Here is a 13,812-nt window from a genome sequence, read left to right as displayed (position 1 = left end):
CCGTGCCAGTGAGGGTAAATAAAAGGCGATGTCAGGGGCTCAGGGGCAGATCAGCGACGAATTTAGCCCGCTCGGCTAGCATTTCCCGGAGACGAGGCAGGCCCGACAGGGTTTTAGCGCTCACAAACACACGGGGCGTTTGAACGCCCTCTATCTCAAAGCTATCCGAATTCCGTAAGGGCAAAGAGTCGGGCCCCATGGCATCGACCTTGTTGAATACCAACAACTGCGGAATGTCCTGGGCACCAATCTCCTTCAGCACCGACTGCACCTGCGCAATTTGCTCTGCATAGTCGGGGTTAGAGGCATCTACAACGTGCAGCAGCAGGTCAGCGTCAATCGCCTCCTGCAAGGTTGCCTGAAATGCATCTACCAGTCCATGCGGCAGGTCACGAATAAACCCGACCGTGTCGGACAAGGACACCGAGCGGCTGCCCTCGCCTAGGTAAAGCTGTCGGGTCGTGGTGTCCAGCGTGGCAAACAACTGGTCTGCCGCGTAGGCCCGTGCCTTGACCAGCGCATTGAAAAGCGTCGACTTGCCGGCGTTGGTGTAGCCAATCAGGGAGATATTGAAGGCGTCCCGCCGCTCGCGCTGACGGCGCTGCGTTTGGCGTTGGCGTTTGACCTTGCTCAAACGCTCTTTGGTCCTCTTGATGTTCTCGCTGATCATCCGGCGGTCCAACTCGATTTGCGTCTCGCCGGGTCCGCCGCGCGTACCAATGCCGCCGCGCTGGCGCTCCAAGTGGGACCATCGACGCACCAGGCGCGTGCTGAGGTACTGCAGGCGCGCCAGCTCGACTTGCAGCTTCCCCTCGTGGCTGCGCGCCCGCTGCGCAAAAATCTCGAGGATCAAAAACGTTCTGTCATTGACCGGCATTTGCAGATGCCGCTCGAGGTTGCGCTGCTGGCCAGGGCTCAAGGCTTGATCGAAAAGAATCTCGGTCGCGCCTGTTTCCAAGGCCAATTGGCGAATTTCCTCCGCCTTGCCGGACCCCACAAACAACGCCGCATCCGGGGCGCGGCGCTTACACACGATTCTGCCGACCGGTTGGAGGCCGGCAGTTTGCGCGAGCAAGCCAAGCTCTTCGAGTTCGGCATCAAAGTTTGCAACGCCAAAGTCAACGCCCACCAGAATGGTCGGCGCAGTTTTGCTGTCGGACGGATGGGTCAATGAGGCTTGGGGGCGCGCAGTGCGAAGAGCCCCAAAGGGCTTCGCCTGCTAGTGCCTTACTCTGCCGGGGTGTCTTCCGCAGCCGCCAGGTTCACAGCGCGGCCGGGAACGATGGTGGAAATTGCGTGCTTGTAAACCATTTGAGTCACGGTGTTACGAAGCAGCACGACGTACTGATCGAAAGACTCAATTTGACCCTGCAATTTGATGCCGTTCACCAGATAAATGGAGACCGGCACATGCTCCCGACGCAGCGCGTTCAGGAAGGGGTCTTGAAGGAGTTGGCCTTTGTTGCTCACGATATGCTCCGTGTTCAAAAATTAATAATAGGTTGAAGATACCACACCGAAAAGCCCCAAAAACCGTACTGATGCCGGGACGGCGCGGAGATTAGCCAAAGGAGTTCAGTCCTTGTCGGCAAACGGGTTTTGAGAGGACTTCATCTCGATGCGCAAGGGCGTTCCGATGAGGTTAAATTCCTTACGAAAGCGCCCTTCCAGAAAGCGCTTGTAGGCCTCTGTCACATGCTCCAGCGAGTTGCCGTGAATCACGATGATGGGCGGATTCATTCCACCCTGGTGGGCGTATCGCAACTTAGGGCGATAGGCACCTGTCTTCTTGGGTGTCTGAAACTGCACGGCTTCCAGCAGGAGCCTCGTCAACACAGGGGTTGGCATTTTGCAGTTTGCCGCCTTGTGCGCCTGGGCAATGGAGTCCCACACCGGCCCTAGCCCCTGCCGCTTCTTGGCGGAAATCAGGTGCAACGATGCAAACTTTAAAAAACCCAAACGCGTCTCCAAGGAGCGCTTCACCAGCTCGCGCTGGTATTCATCAATGGCGTCCCATTTGTTGACCGCTACCACCACCGCACGGCCGGATTCCAAAATATAGCCCGCGATATGCGCGTCCTGGTCAGTGACTCCCTGCTCCGCATCAATCAGGAGCAAAACCACACTAGCCGACTCAATGGCCTGCAGCGTCTTAACGACCGAGAACTTCTCAATCGCCTCAAACACTTTGCCCTTGCGGCGCAGGCCTGCGGTATCCACCAGCTCAAACTTCTGTCCATCGCGCTCAAATGGCACTGTGATGGCATCGCGCGTGGTGCCTGGCAAGTCAAAAGCGACCAAACGCTCTTCGCCCAGCCAGGTATTGATCAGAGTCGATTTGCCAACATTGGGGCGCCCTGCCACGGCGAGCTTGATGACCTGCGGATCCTGCGCCTCAGGCTCAGCATCGTCATCGTCCAAGTGCAATGCGTCCAAGGCCATCTCTACGAGCGTGCGAGTTCCCTGTCCGTGGGCCGCGGACACCGGAAACACTTCGCCCAAGCCAAGCTCATAAAACTCGGAGAGTTGAGCCCCCGCCTTCATGCCTTCGGCCTTGTTGGCAATCACCAGACATGGCTTGCCCAGCTTACGCAGGTAGTTGCCGATATCGTGGTCCTGCGCAGACAAGCCGTCACGGGCATCCACCACAAAAACCACCACATCAGCTTCGGCAACCGCCTGCCGTGTCTGCTTGGCCATCTCCTTGAAGATGCCACTACCGGCATCCGGTTCAAAGCCGCCGGTGTCAATCACGATGAACTCGCGCTTACCGTGTTTGCCGTTGCCATAGTGGCGATCGCGCGTCAGGCCGGCATAGTCAGCCACAATCGCGTCGCGGGTTTTGGTGAGCCGGTTGAAAAGCGTCGATTTACCGACGTTGGGTCGCCCGACGAGGGCGATAACTGGCTTCATGCGAGACCTCTTTTATTCTGGACGGAAGGCCAAAACGCCTCCCTTTCGGGTCACCACGATCAGGGTTTTTCCTGCAAGCACCGGGGCTGCTGCCAGTGGCGAACCATCCAGCGACATACGCCCCAACAAAGTTCCATCCCGCGCTGAAACCAGGTGGATGAGCCCCACCCCGTCAGGCACCGCCACCGACGAGCCCAGCAGCACCGGCGGGCCCACATCGCGCCACTTGAATGTCTCGGTCTGCCACAGACGCTCGCCATCGGCGCGGCGCCAGGCCACCAGACGTCCGTCAGACTCAGCGCCAAACACAGCGACCGCGTCACCACTCACTCCTGTAGTACCGGCAGCGGCTTTAGACCACACCAGCTTCGAGCTTGCCGCATCAATACAAGCCACACTGTGCAGGTAAGCCCGCACGCAGACCGACGAACCCAAGCGGCTCACGCCGGCCACTACATCGACCAACCGCTCCACCTCGTTGGTGGCCCGACTCACCGCTACGGGAATCTCCCAGCGCTGTGCTCCGGTGGATGGATTGAGCCCCAACAATCGCCCACCCAGACCCACTACCAAGGTGTCACCCAGCGGCATCAGCACGCCGGCCTTGCCTAGGGCCAGAGAGTCTGCCTCGCGCTGCAATTGCCAGAGTCTTCTACCGGAAGAAGCGTCAAAAGCCATCACCGTCTTGTTCAGGGTGACGACATAGGCCCGCCCGCCAGCCAGGAGCGGCGGCGTGATCGCCAAGGCACCTAACTTTTGCTGCCACAGCGGCTTACCATCTTGCAGGATGCTCAAGTCGCCGGAAGCGGTCACCACGGCAACCTTATCGCCATCCACACCCACGCCGGCAACGATTTTGGTGTCTAGTTGAGCGGCCCAGCGCACGGCTCCAGTGTCCACATCCAAGGCCTTGACGGCACCGTCGCTGGACGCCAGCACCACCAGGGAACCAACCACTTTCGCGTCGAGCGCAAACCCCACTTCACCAATTTTCGATTCCCAGACGCGCACAACGGGCATCAGCGAAGGGGCTGGCAACAACTCGGTGGGTTTGGGTTTGGCGGGGCCCGAACAAGCGACCGCAGCCATGCAGAGCACTGCGCTAGCAATCAACCTGAATAGTTTCAGCATAGGTAGGAGAGCCTGATCAATTCGCGCTGGCTGCCACGCCCAAAGACGCGAGCTTCACTTCCACCAAACGGCGATATTGCTCGCGCTCGGGCAATTGCTTATAGGCCTCGCGGAAAAACGCAATAGCCTGCTCCGGCTTGTTCTGCGCCAGCATGGCGTCGCCTTTTTTGTCCGCGACAAGACCGGCAAATTCGGCGGGAAAGCTTCCTTCGAGCAGCTTCATAGCTGACTCAAAGCTCTTGGATTCCAGCAGCAGGCCAGCGTGACGAATCTTTGCCACAGCTGCAAGTCCCGCGTCTGCCGAACTCTCTGCAACCCAGGCTAGTGCGTTTTGTGCGACCTCGGGCTTACCCGAAATATAGGCCACCCGAGCCAAGGTGAGACCGGCCTGTTGTGCATAGACGGTGGAGGGGAAGCGTTGCTTCATGTCCGAAAAAGCGCGTTCAGCAGCGACCACATCCCCGCCGGAAATAACCCTCTCCACCTCGTCAAACATGGCTGAGGCCTGCTCGGCCTGACGCTTGTTCCACCACTGGTAGCCGTTCCACGCAGCAAGAGAACCCAGCACTGCTATGAGCAACCATGTAATCAGGTTGCCGTATCGTTTCCAAAAATGCTTGAGCTGGTCAAGCTGCTCTTGTTCTTCGAGGTCGAGATGATTTGCCATTGTGTTGATGAATTAAACGTGTGGCATCAGGCCGGGAACCCAATGTGCGATGTCAGTCAGGGTACGGGATTCTTGGGAGATGCCGGGGTCACGCAGAGACTTGACAGCGACCACGCCGGCCTTCAGTTCATCTGCGCCAAAAATCAAGGCATAGCGAGCCCCCGAGGCGTCTGCGCGCTTGAATTGCGCCTTCATGCCGGGCATGCCCTCCGGTCCGCTGGCCTGCATTTGAACCGACAGGCCCGCAACGCGCAGGGCCTGCAAATGCGGCATTACCTGCGGCAATGACTCGATGTCGGGGATCACGGCAAATACGTCGAGTGCGGGCGCAGTCATGCTCACCTGCGACTCTTTCAGCAGCTCCAGAACCCGCTCCACGCCCAAGGCCCAACCCACAGCCGGCGCGGGCTTGCCGCCGATTTGCTCAATCAAATAATCGTAGCGACCACCCGCACACACCGTCCCCTGAGAGCCGAGTTTGTGGGTCACGAACTCAAAGACGGTGAGGTTGTAGTAGTCCATACCACGAACCAGCCGCGGGTTAACCGTGTATGCAACCTGATGGGCATCCAGAATGTCTTTGACTGCCTGCAGGTGCGCTTGCGAAGCATCACCCAGAAAATCAATCAGCCTCGGGGCCGTTTCAATTACCGGCTGCATAGCCGGGTTCTTGGAGTCGAGCAAACGCAGCGGATTCAGATGCAAGCGGCGCTTGGCCTCTTCGTCCAGAGACTGCCTGTGCGCCTCGAAGTGTTCAATTAAGGCTGCGCGGTGGCTTTTGCGCTCATCCGGCTGGCCCAGGCTATTGATCTGCAGCTCGACACCCCTTAGGCCCAGCTCCTGCCAGAGCAGATGCGCCATAAGGATCACCTCAGCATCCACCTCCGGGCCCCCAAAACCGAGCGCTTCAGCTCCAATTTGGTGGAACTGACGGTAACGGCCACGCTGCGGCCGCTCGTGCCGGAACATAGGTCCCATGTAATAAAGCCGGCGGGGCCCGTTATAGAGCAGCGCATGCTCCACCGCTGCCCTCACGACGCCCGCAGTGTTTTCGGGCCGCAGGGTGAGTGCTTCGCCGTTGAGCCGATCGTCAAAAGAGTACATCTCTTTTTCAACAATGTCGGTCACTTCGCCAAGGCCGCGCACGAATAGCGCGGTGGGCTCCACAATAGGTGTTCGAACGTTTTCAAAGGCAAAGCGGCGCATCAAATTCCGAACCCGCTCCTCCAAGGTCTCCCACACCACAGAGTCAGGGGGAAGGATATCGTTCATGCCCTTCACGGCAACAATTTTGTCGGCCTTACGCAGACTGGTTTTCTCGGACATACGCTTTCAGGATTCCTGTGAACGGGGACTGAAACGCTCACGAATATAGTTTTCGACGATAGCCTGGAACTCCAGCGCAATGCCCTCGCCGCGCAGCGTCATTCGTTTCTCGCCATCGATGTAAACCGGGGCTGCAGGGGCCTCGCCGGTTCCGGGCAAGCTGATGCCGATGTCCGCATGCTTACTCTCACCCGGGCCGTTCACGATGCAGCCCATGACGGCCACCTTCATATTTTCCACGCCGGGATACTGGGACCGCCATACCGGCATCTGGTTACGAAGGAAGTCATCAATTTGTTTGGTCAGTTCCTGGAACGTGGTGCTGGTGGTCCGGCCGCAGCCGGGGCACGCGGTCACGCTGGGCACGAACTTGCGCAATCCCAACGACTGAATGATCTCGGAAGCCACCACCACTTCCTGGGTTCTGGCCTCTCCCGGAGCCGGTGTCAAGGACACGCGAATGGTGTCACCAATCCCCTCTTGCAACAGAATGGCCAACGCCGCGGCAGATGCCACGGTTCCCTTGGTGCCCATACCGGCTTCCGTCAACCCAAGATGCAGCGCATACCGGGATCTTTTCGCTAGCTCCCGGTACACCGCAATCAGGTCGGTAACGCCACTCACCTTGCAAGACAACATGATCTGATGGCCCGGCAAACCAATTTCTTCTGCGCGCTGCGCTGACTCCAGTGCGGAGGTGATGAGTGCTTCGTACATCACCTGTTTAGCGTCCCAAGGTTGGGCGCGGCGGCTGTTTTCGTCCATCAGCCCGGCAAGCAACTCCTGGTCCAGGCTTCCCCAGTTCACGCCGATGCGGATCGGCTTATTCCACTGAATGGCCGCTTCAATCATCTGCGAGAACTGGCGGTCGCGCTTGTCGCCCTTACCCACGTTGCCGGGGTTGATACGGTACTTGGAGAGGGCCTGTGCACAATCGGGAAACTCGCTGAGAAGTCGGTGACCGTTGTAGTGAAAGTCTCCAATCAAAGGGACGCTCACGCCCATACGGTCCAGTTGATCGCGGATGTAGGGCACAGCCTGTGCGGCCTCCGGGGTGTTCACCGTGATGCGCACCAACTCAGAACCGGCAGCCGCCAACTCTTTGACTTGAATAGCCGTTCCGACAGCGTCTTCGGTATCGGTATTGGTCATGGACTGTATACGGACCGGCGCATCGCCGCCCACGGTGACTTCGTTGTCAGCCCACTTCACAATGGACTGCAGTGTCTTGCGGACTAAGGGTTGCGCCAGCGCGATAGGCGTTGCTTGCTGCACTACTTCACCTCAAAACGGGCAACGTTTTCTTTTGAAAACGCCGAAATACTGAATGGCTTACCTCTCACCTCCACCGCTGCGGCATCGGCTCTGCCGATGACCACCGCAAGGGGCGCACTGCCGGTGGCCGAAGCAACACCCTGCGCCGGGACAATACGGCGCAGCAACACCGTACCCGTGGCGTCGACCACCTCCACCCAGGTGTCCTCTTTGGCGCGGATGCTGACCATATCTGTCGACTTAGGGGCCGCCGGGCTAGGCGGAGCTGCAACTACAGGCGCGGGTGCGCTAGGTACAACGACCACCGGTGCGCTTGCTGCTTCGGTGCGCGCGGGAGCGGGTACCACTTCTACCGGCGCTGGAGCTGGGCGATCCTCTTGCTTGTCAGCAGCCAGGGGCTCTGATGAGACCTCTTTGGTGGCAAGCGTCGCGCTGGTCACCTCGTCTGGCCCGCGGGAGAAATCTTCCCAATGCAGCTCAGGCACGAAAAACACTGCGAGCGCGGCCAACAGCAGAGCTATGACAATGAGAAATGCAGGTCGGCTGAACAGCCCACCCGCACCCGCGCTTGATCGTTCACCGGCATTGCGAAAGGGCTCGTTGAGGCCATTGTTTGTGGGCTGCAACTGGGGCGAGCCTATTTTTGGCAACAAGTCCAACACGGGGGCTGAATCCACCCTCAGGGCCCGGCACATGCTAGACGCCAAAGCGCGCACGAACACGGCATCGGGCAGCAAGTCGGCACGGTCAGCTTCCAAGGCCTCGAGCTTCTTGACCGGCACCTTCATGGCAACTGCCAAGGCCGCAATGTGCATACCGGAGGCTTCACGGGCAGCACGCAACAAACGCCCAGCAGTCGGCTCTGCGGAAGGGATCCGCGGGATGCCGCTGGTTTCAATTTCACTCATTCAAAGCTCCCCGCTCCCAAAGTGCAGCCTCTTTGGATGAGGCAAAACGCTTCTTCAATTGTCCACCGAGTTGCGTCGTGGCCTCTTTGTTGCCCAGCTGATTTTCAATTTTGATACCCAGCCAGAGAGATTCTGCATTGGCATAAGCGCCGTTGTTGATGCGCCGGACCTGGGATTGTGCTTTGGCCAGTTCACCACGCTGAAGCAGCAGCAGCGCCAGGTTGTACCCCGCAACAGGATTTTCCGGGTCCAGCTCGGTGGCTCGAGAGAGGCTTACCAGTGCATCCGCGCTGGCACCGGCCTTCATCTGGCACACACCCATAGCCATCCAAGACTTGGCACGATCCGGATTTCCAGGGATCGCAATGGCTGACATGAACTGCGCGCTAGATTCAGAAAATCGATTTTGCTGGCAATGGAGCCAACCCAGATTGTGCTGAATGCTGGCCGACTGCGGACTGAGTTGGAGCGCCCGCCGGAAGCTCTCTTCAGCCAAGGCAAAGTCGTTTAAGCGCATGTAGACAAGGCCGCGCAAATTGTGCGCGTCGGGCAGACTGGGATCCGCGTTAATCGATTGCTTGAGTTCGTCCAAGGCGATTGTGGTCTGCCCGTTGGCGTAATAGCCCGTGGCAAGTTCGAGCCGGATTTTTGCGCGCTTGCGAGCCAGGGGCTCATCGGAGTCTGTCACTACATCTCCAGCCAAGGTACTGGCAGGTAGCGGGCTGGCACAGCCCTGCAAAATACCCAGCAGCAGCAGGCAAAGGCAAGCCAGCAAAAGGCGCTTTTGCGTGCTGGCAACTGAGAGTGATGCCTTAATGGCTGCTTGGTTCATGGATGGGCTTGTCGTGGGTGGCTGCCTCTGGGCTGCGAACCAGATGCAGCATAACCGTCCGCTGCTTTGACATTCGGTCTCCAACCCGGGTCCGGTCTTTCACATCACCCGCGAGTTGGCCGCAAGCAGCGTCGATGTCATCACCGCGGGTTTTACGCACTGTGGTGACCACACCACCAGACGTCAAGATGTTCGAAAACGCCTGCACCACCGACGGAGCAGACTGCGTCAAGCCCGAAGCTGGAAAAGGGTTAAAAGGAATCAGATTGAATTTGCAAGGTACGCCGGAGTCTCGCACCAACGCGAGCAGCGCCAGCGCGTGTTCAGAGCTGTCATTGACGCCCGCGAGCATGCAGTATTCAAAGGTAATGAAATCTCGGGGCGCATGCGCCAGGTAGCGGACGCACGCCGACATCAACTCCGCCAGGGGATACTTTTTGTTCAAAGGCACCAGGTTATCGCGCAAGGCGTCCTGGGGGGCGTGTAAAGACACGGCCAAGGCAACCGGGCAGTCCTGCCCAAGGCGGTCCATCATGGGCACGACGCCCGACGTGGACACCGTCACCCTGCGCCGGGACAAACCGTAAGCATGGTCGTCGAGCATGGTTTTCAAGGCGGGAATCAGGGCGGCATAGTTTTGCAATGGCTCGCCCATGCCCATCATCACTACATTGGAGATGACGCGATCTGTGGTCCCTAAGTGCTTACGCAGGAAATGTTCGGCAAACCAAAGCTGGGCCAGGATTTCCCAGGTCTTGAGGTTGCGGCTGAAGCCCTGATGGCCGGTGGAACAGAACCGGCACCCCACTGCGCAGCCCGCCTGTGAAGATACACACAAGGTGCCGCGATCAGCCTCGGGAATAAAAACCGCCTCTACCGCATCGCCCGCCCCTACATCAAACAACCATTTGATGGTCCCGTCCGAAGAGATGTGTTGGGTCAGGACAGGCAGGGCCAAGACCTCTGCATGGTCTTTGAGCTTGTCTCTGAGCGACTTCGCGAGGTCGCTCATGTCATCAAAACTGCTTGCGCCTTTTTGATGTACCCAGCGAAACAACTGGGTAGCGCGAAACTTTTTTTCGCCTAAGCTTTCGCAGAAGGCGGTCAGACCCTCGAGATCAAAGTCGAGTAGATTGACCGCCATGCTGCATTAACGCGAATAAACGTTCATGCCAGCGAAGAAAAAGCTGATCTCCGCCGCTGCTGTTTCGGGTGCGTCAGAACCGTGGACAGCGTTGGCATCAATGCTGTCCGCGAAATCTGCGCGGATGGTGCCGGGAGCAGCCTTCTTGGGATCGGTCGCGCCCATCAGGTCGCGGTTCTTGGCGATAGCGCCTTCGCCTTCCAGCGCCTGAATCATCACAGGGCCAGAAATCATGAAGTCCACCAGATCCTTGAAGAAAGGGCGCTCTTTGTGCACGGCGTAAAAGGCTTCTGCTTCGCCGCGGGAGAGATGCGCCATACGGGCAGCCACAACCTTCAGGCCAGCCGCTTCAAAGCGGGCGTAAATTTGACCAACCACATTTTTTGCCACTGCGTCTGGCTTGATGATGGAAAGAGTGCGTTCGATTGCCATGTGGATTCCCTAAGAGTGAAAAAATGAATTGCCCTTACCAGACAAAGCCGCCAAGTTTAGCATCGGCATTATCTGCTACGACCACCGTTTCTGCGTGGTCCGCCGCCGCCGGGACGGCCACGGCCGGAGGTTTCCTGACGTTGTCGTGAAAAGCTGTCTGCACCAATGTAGCCAAGTGATGTTTTCATAGGATCAGGCTGCGCTGCGCCATCCTGTCGCTGCCCGGTTTTGCCGGATTTAGGGCGCCCCTGACGTGCCGGTTGCCCCTGCGATGCCGCCGCGCCGTTAGGAAGCGCCGGACCGCGACCGCCTTGGCGACCGCCTCGACCTCTGGGGCGGGCTCCGTTTGTCGCGCCTTCTTCGCGATCCCGTGGCCTGCCGGCTCCGGCAGCTTGCATCAAACCTTGGATATCGGATTCATCCAACTCCATCCACGCGCCCCGCTTCAAGCCGCGCGGAAGAACCATCGCGCCGTATCGAATCCGAATCAAGCGGCTTACGGCATGCCCCACAGACTCGAGCATGCGGCGAACTTCCCGATTACGCCCTTCTGAGATGGTGATGCGATACCAACAGTTAGCGCCCTCGCCGCCGCCGTCTTCAATCGAGCCGAATTGGGCCAGCCCATCGTCGAGCTGAACGCCGTTCAACAAGGCCTGCTTTTCGTCTTTGGTCAGCGCACCCAACACACGGACGGCGTACTCCCGCTCCAAGCCGAAGCGTGGGTGCATCAAGTTATTGGCCAATTCACCCGAACTGGTGAACAAAAGCAAACCTTCCGTATTCAGGTCTAAACGTCCGACGGATTGCCACTTGCCCTGGTGCAATTTGGGCAGGCGCCTGAAAACGGTGGGGCGATTCTGGGGGTCATCATGGGTGACCACTTCCCCGACAGGCTTGTGATAAGCGATGACGCGCGGAGGAGGCGGTGCAATCCGGAAGCGAATGGGCTTGCCATTGACCTTGATGTTGTCGCCGAACTGGATGCGTTGCCCGATATGGGCCGGCTCATTGTTGACAGAGATACGCCCCTCCAGGATGAGCTGCTCCATCTCAAGACGAGAGCCCATGCCTGATTGCGCGAGGACCTTGTGCAACTTCGGGGTTTCCGCCTGCGGCGCCAAGACGCGCTTGGCAAGGACCACATCTTCGGCCTCTTCGTCCGCATCAAATTGGCCCGAAATCACATCATCGAACCGGTTACCACCTGCTGGAAGCTGGACTTGCGCGGAAGCGGACAGCGCAGCGGCGGAAGGGCTCAATTCCCCTGGCAGCTTCTCCACGTCAGCTTGCGACTGGCTTTCGTCCGGAAACTCGTTCTCTTGATAGTTACCGTTACCGTTATCGTTGTTGATGTTCATATCAGTTTTCCATCATCCACTGCGTCTGCTGCGGACTGCAGGGTCATCAGCATTTGTTCGCCATCATTGGCGGGCTGCACTGCATCTCTTTTTTCCCGTGCCTGCGGTGTATCCAGCAAAGGTAATTGGTCTAAGGACGTCAGCCCCAGGTCATCCAGAAATTGTCGTGTCGTGGCATACAAGGCGGGGCGTCCGGCGGCCTCACGGTGCCCGATAACCTCCACCCAACCACGGTCTTCCAGCTGCTTCAAGAGAAGCGAACTGATGGTGACCCCTCGGATATCTTCCATATCACCCCGGGTGACGGGTTGCCGGTAGGCAATGATGGCCAAGGTCTCTAAAGTGGCCCTGGTGTAACGTGGCGGCTTCTCAGGGTTCAGCCGATCGAGGTGTTGACGCATCTCAGGGCGGCTCTGAAAACGCCAACCGCTCACAACTTGGACCAGTTCCACACCCCTGCCCGCCCACTCGGTCTGGAGTTCCTCCAACAATGTCTTCAGCGTATCGGCGCCAACTTCGTCCGCAAACAAATCACGCAAAGCCTTCAGCGGCAAAGGTTGTTGAGAGCAAATCAAAGCGGTTTCAAGAACCCGCTTGGCATCGACCATGTTCATAGTCAGGAAACAGTGATGGAGGGCCGGAACGGTAGCAAACTGATTTCAGTCGCATGCGGCACAGTGAAACGGATTTGACCTGAGCTACCCGACGCAGTCGTTAGCTATAAACCTCCCGGTTAGGTCGTCGCATTGTAACTGAGCCCCAGCGCAGCACCGAGTGCCTGAAAATCTGCAGGCGGATTGGACTCAAAAACAAGTTCAGCACCCGTGACCGGATGCCGGAAAGCCAAGCGGCAGGCGTGCAAGGCTTGGCGCTGCATGTCTGCCGCAGGTGCCCCTGCGTAGACGGCATCTGCCACCAGAGGGTGACCTAAGTGCGCCATGTGCACACGAATCTGATGGGTGCGGCCGGTGTGCAAAATGCAGCGCACCCAGCACGCGACCTGACTGTTGGAGATCAGTTCCACATCGGTTCGCGCCTCCTTGCCAGCATACAGGGCCAAGTCCACCACCGACATGCGCAATCGGTTTCTGGGGTCACGCCCTATCGCCGCATCCACCGCCTTGAGCGTCTTCCAAGGCCAAGTCTTGTGGGCGATGGCGAAATACTGCCGGCTGACTTCGCGCGCGGCGATGGCTTTGACCAAGGCATCCATGGTGAGCCTGTCACGCGCGACCACCATGAGCCCGCTGGTGTCCTTGTCCAGACGGTGAACAATGCCCGCCCGCGGCACCTGGCCTGCGTGGCGGCTGTAAGCCAACAAGCCATTGAGCAAGGTGCCGCTCCAGTTGCCGGGTGCCGGGTGAACCACCAGGCCCGGAGGCTTGTTGATGACCAGCAGGTGCTCGTCCTCAAACACGATATCCAGCGCCATAGGCTCGGCCTTGAAGGCCTGGGATTGCGGGGTTGGCTTGAGCTCCACCGACACCGCATCGCCCACTTTGACCTTGTGCGAGGTCTTGGACACCGGCTTGCCATTGACCTGCACTGCGCCGGATTCAATCAACTGCTGGAGGTAGCTTCTGGAGAACTCGTCGATGCGCAGTGCTAGCGCCCGGTCCAGCCGTTCAGTGTGCTCAGCCGGGCCCACCATCAGGTGGCGGGTCTCGCTCTCGCCGGTGATATCCGCTACTTCGTCAGGGTCTGCCTCTGAGGAGTGCGTCGATATAATTACACCGGTCTGATTCAAGAAAGTCCCCAAGATGCTGCGTGCGAAATTATCGGTCGTTTGTGCCACCGTGCTGGCGACCATGGCAACACTGCTG

General features: G+C 58.7%; 14 protein-coding genes. All 14 read right to left on the bottom strand.

Annotated features, from left to right (window positions below):
• Window positions 1-31 precede the first annotated feature (31 nt).
• Complete coding sequence (gene hflX / locus Q0O05_RS04045) at window positions 32-1,171, bottom strand: GTPase HflX (RefSeq protein WP_293660611.1); 1,140 nt, start codon at window positions 1,169-1,171, stop codon at window positions 32-34.
• Between the two features lie 56 nt (window positions 1,172-1,227).
• Window positions 1,228-1,470: an RNA chaperone Hfq gene (gene hfq, locus Q0O05_RS04040; RefSeq protein ID WP_293660610.1), complete on the bottom strand. Its 243-nt coding sequence runs from the start codon at window positions 1,468-1,470 to the stop codon at window positions 1,228-1,230.
• Between the two features lie 105 nt (window positions 1,471-1,575).
• On the bottom strand, window positions 1,576-2,913 hold the full coding sequence (gene der / locus Q0O05_RS04035) for a ribosome biogenesis GTPase Der (protein WP_293660609.1): 1,338 nt from the start codon (window positions 2,911-2,913) through the stop codon (window positions 1,576-1,578).
• Window positions 2,914-2,925: 12 nt separating this feature from the next.
• Entirely contained in the window at window positions 2,926-4,044 is a 1,119-nt protein-coding gene (bamB, locus tag Q0O05_RS04030; protein ID WP_293660608.1) for an outer membrane protein assembly factor BamB, read from the bottom strand.
• Window positions 4,045-4,060: 16 nt separating this feature from the next.
• Complete coding sequence (locus Q0O05_RS04025; RefSeq protein ID WP_293660607.1) at window positions 4,061-4,711, bottom strand: tetratricopeptide repeat protein; 651 nt, start codon at window positions 4,709-4,711, stop codon at window positions 4,061-4,063.
• Window positions 4,712-4,723: 12 nt separating this feature from the next.
• The gene (gene hisS / locus Q0O05_RS04020; RefSeq protein WP_366519036.1) at window positions 4,724-6,037 is read right to left on the bottom strand and encodes a histidine--tRNA ligase; all 1,314 of its coding nucleotides are present in this window, start codon (window positions 6,035-6,037) and stop codon (window positions 4,724-4,726) included.
• 6 nt (window positions 6,038-6,043) lie between these two features.
• Window positions 6,044-7,312 (bottom strand): flavodoxin-dependent (E)-4-hydroxy-3-methylbut-2-enyl-diphosphate synthase, encoded by a 1,269-nt coding sequence (gene ispG, locus Q0O05_RS04015; protein ID WP_293660606.1) that lies wholly within the window; start codon window positions 7,310-7,312, stop codon window positions 6,044-6,046.
• The gene (locus Q0O05_RS04010) at window positions 7,312-8,220 is read right to left on the bottom strand and encodes a helix-turn-helix domain-containing protein (protein WP_293660605.1); all 909 of its coding nucleotides are present in this window, start codon (window positions 8,218-8,220) and stop codon (window positions 7,312-7,314) included. Before Q0O05_RS04010 ends, ispG begins: the two co-directional genes overlap by 1 nt.
• Window positions 8,213-9,052 carry a type IV pilus biogenesis/stability protein PilW gene (gene pilW / locus Q0O05_RS04005; RefSeq protein ID WP_293660604.1) on the bottom strand — a complete coding sequence of 280 codons (840 nt, stop codon included), beginning with the start codon at window positions 9,050-9,052 and terminating at the stop codon, window positions 8,213-8,215. Before pilW ends, Q0O05_RS04010 begins: the two co-directional genes overlap by 8 nt.
• Complete coding sequence (gene rlmN / locus Q0O05_RS04000) at window positions 9,033-10,196, bottom strand: 23S rRNA (adenine(2503)-C(2))-methyltransferase RlmN (protein WP_293660603.1); 1,164 nt, start codon at window positions 10,194-10,196, stop codon at window positions 9,033-9,035. The genes pilW and rlmN overlap by 20 nt, the downstream gene beginning before the upstream one ends.
• 6 nt (window positions 10,197-10,202) lie before the next feature.
• A complete protein-coding gene (ndk, locus tag Q0O05_RS03995) occupies window positions 10,203-10,628 on the bottom strand; it encodes a nucleoside-diphosphate kinase (protein ID WP_293660602.1) in 426 nt (141 codons plus the stop codon).
• A gap of 68 nt (window positions 10,629-10,696) precedes the next feature.
• Window positions 10,697-11,989, bottom strand: a complete 1,293-nt coding sequence (locus Q0O05_RS03990) for a pseudouridine synthase (protein WP_293660601.1) — start codon at window positions 11,987-11,989, stop codon at window positions 10,697-10,699.
• Window positions 11,986-12,603, bottom strand: coding sequence for an SMC-Scp complex subunit ScpB (gene scpB / locus Q0O05_RS03985; protein ID WP_293660600.1), 618 nt, complete (start codon window positions 12,601-12,603; stop codon window positions 11,986-11,988). The genes Q0O05_RS03990 and scpB overlap by 4 nt, the downstream gene beginning before the upstream one ends.
• Window positions 12,604-12,722: 119 nt before the next feature.
• Window positions 12,723-13,799 (bottom strand): RluA family pseudouridine synthase, encoded by a 1,077-nt coding sequence (locus Q0O05_RS03980; protein ID WP_293660628.1) that lies wholly within the window; start codon window positions 13,797-13,799, stop codon window positions 12,723-12,725.
• Window positions 13,800-13,812 lie beyond the last annotated feature (13 nt).

Origin of the sequence: Rhodoferax sp. OV413 (assembly GCF_945881795.1) — a bacterium.
Lineage (GTDB): Bacteria > Pseudomonadota > Gammaproteobacteria > Burkholderiales > Burkholderiaceae_C > Allorhodoferax.
The sequence above is the reverse complement of the archived record's forward strand: the minus strand, read 5'-3'. Positions and strand labels throughout refer to the sequence as shown.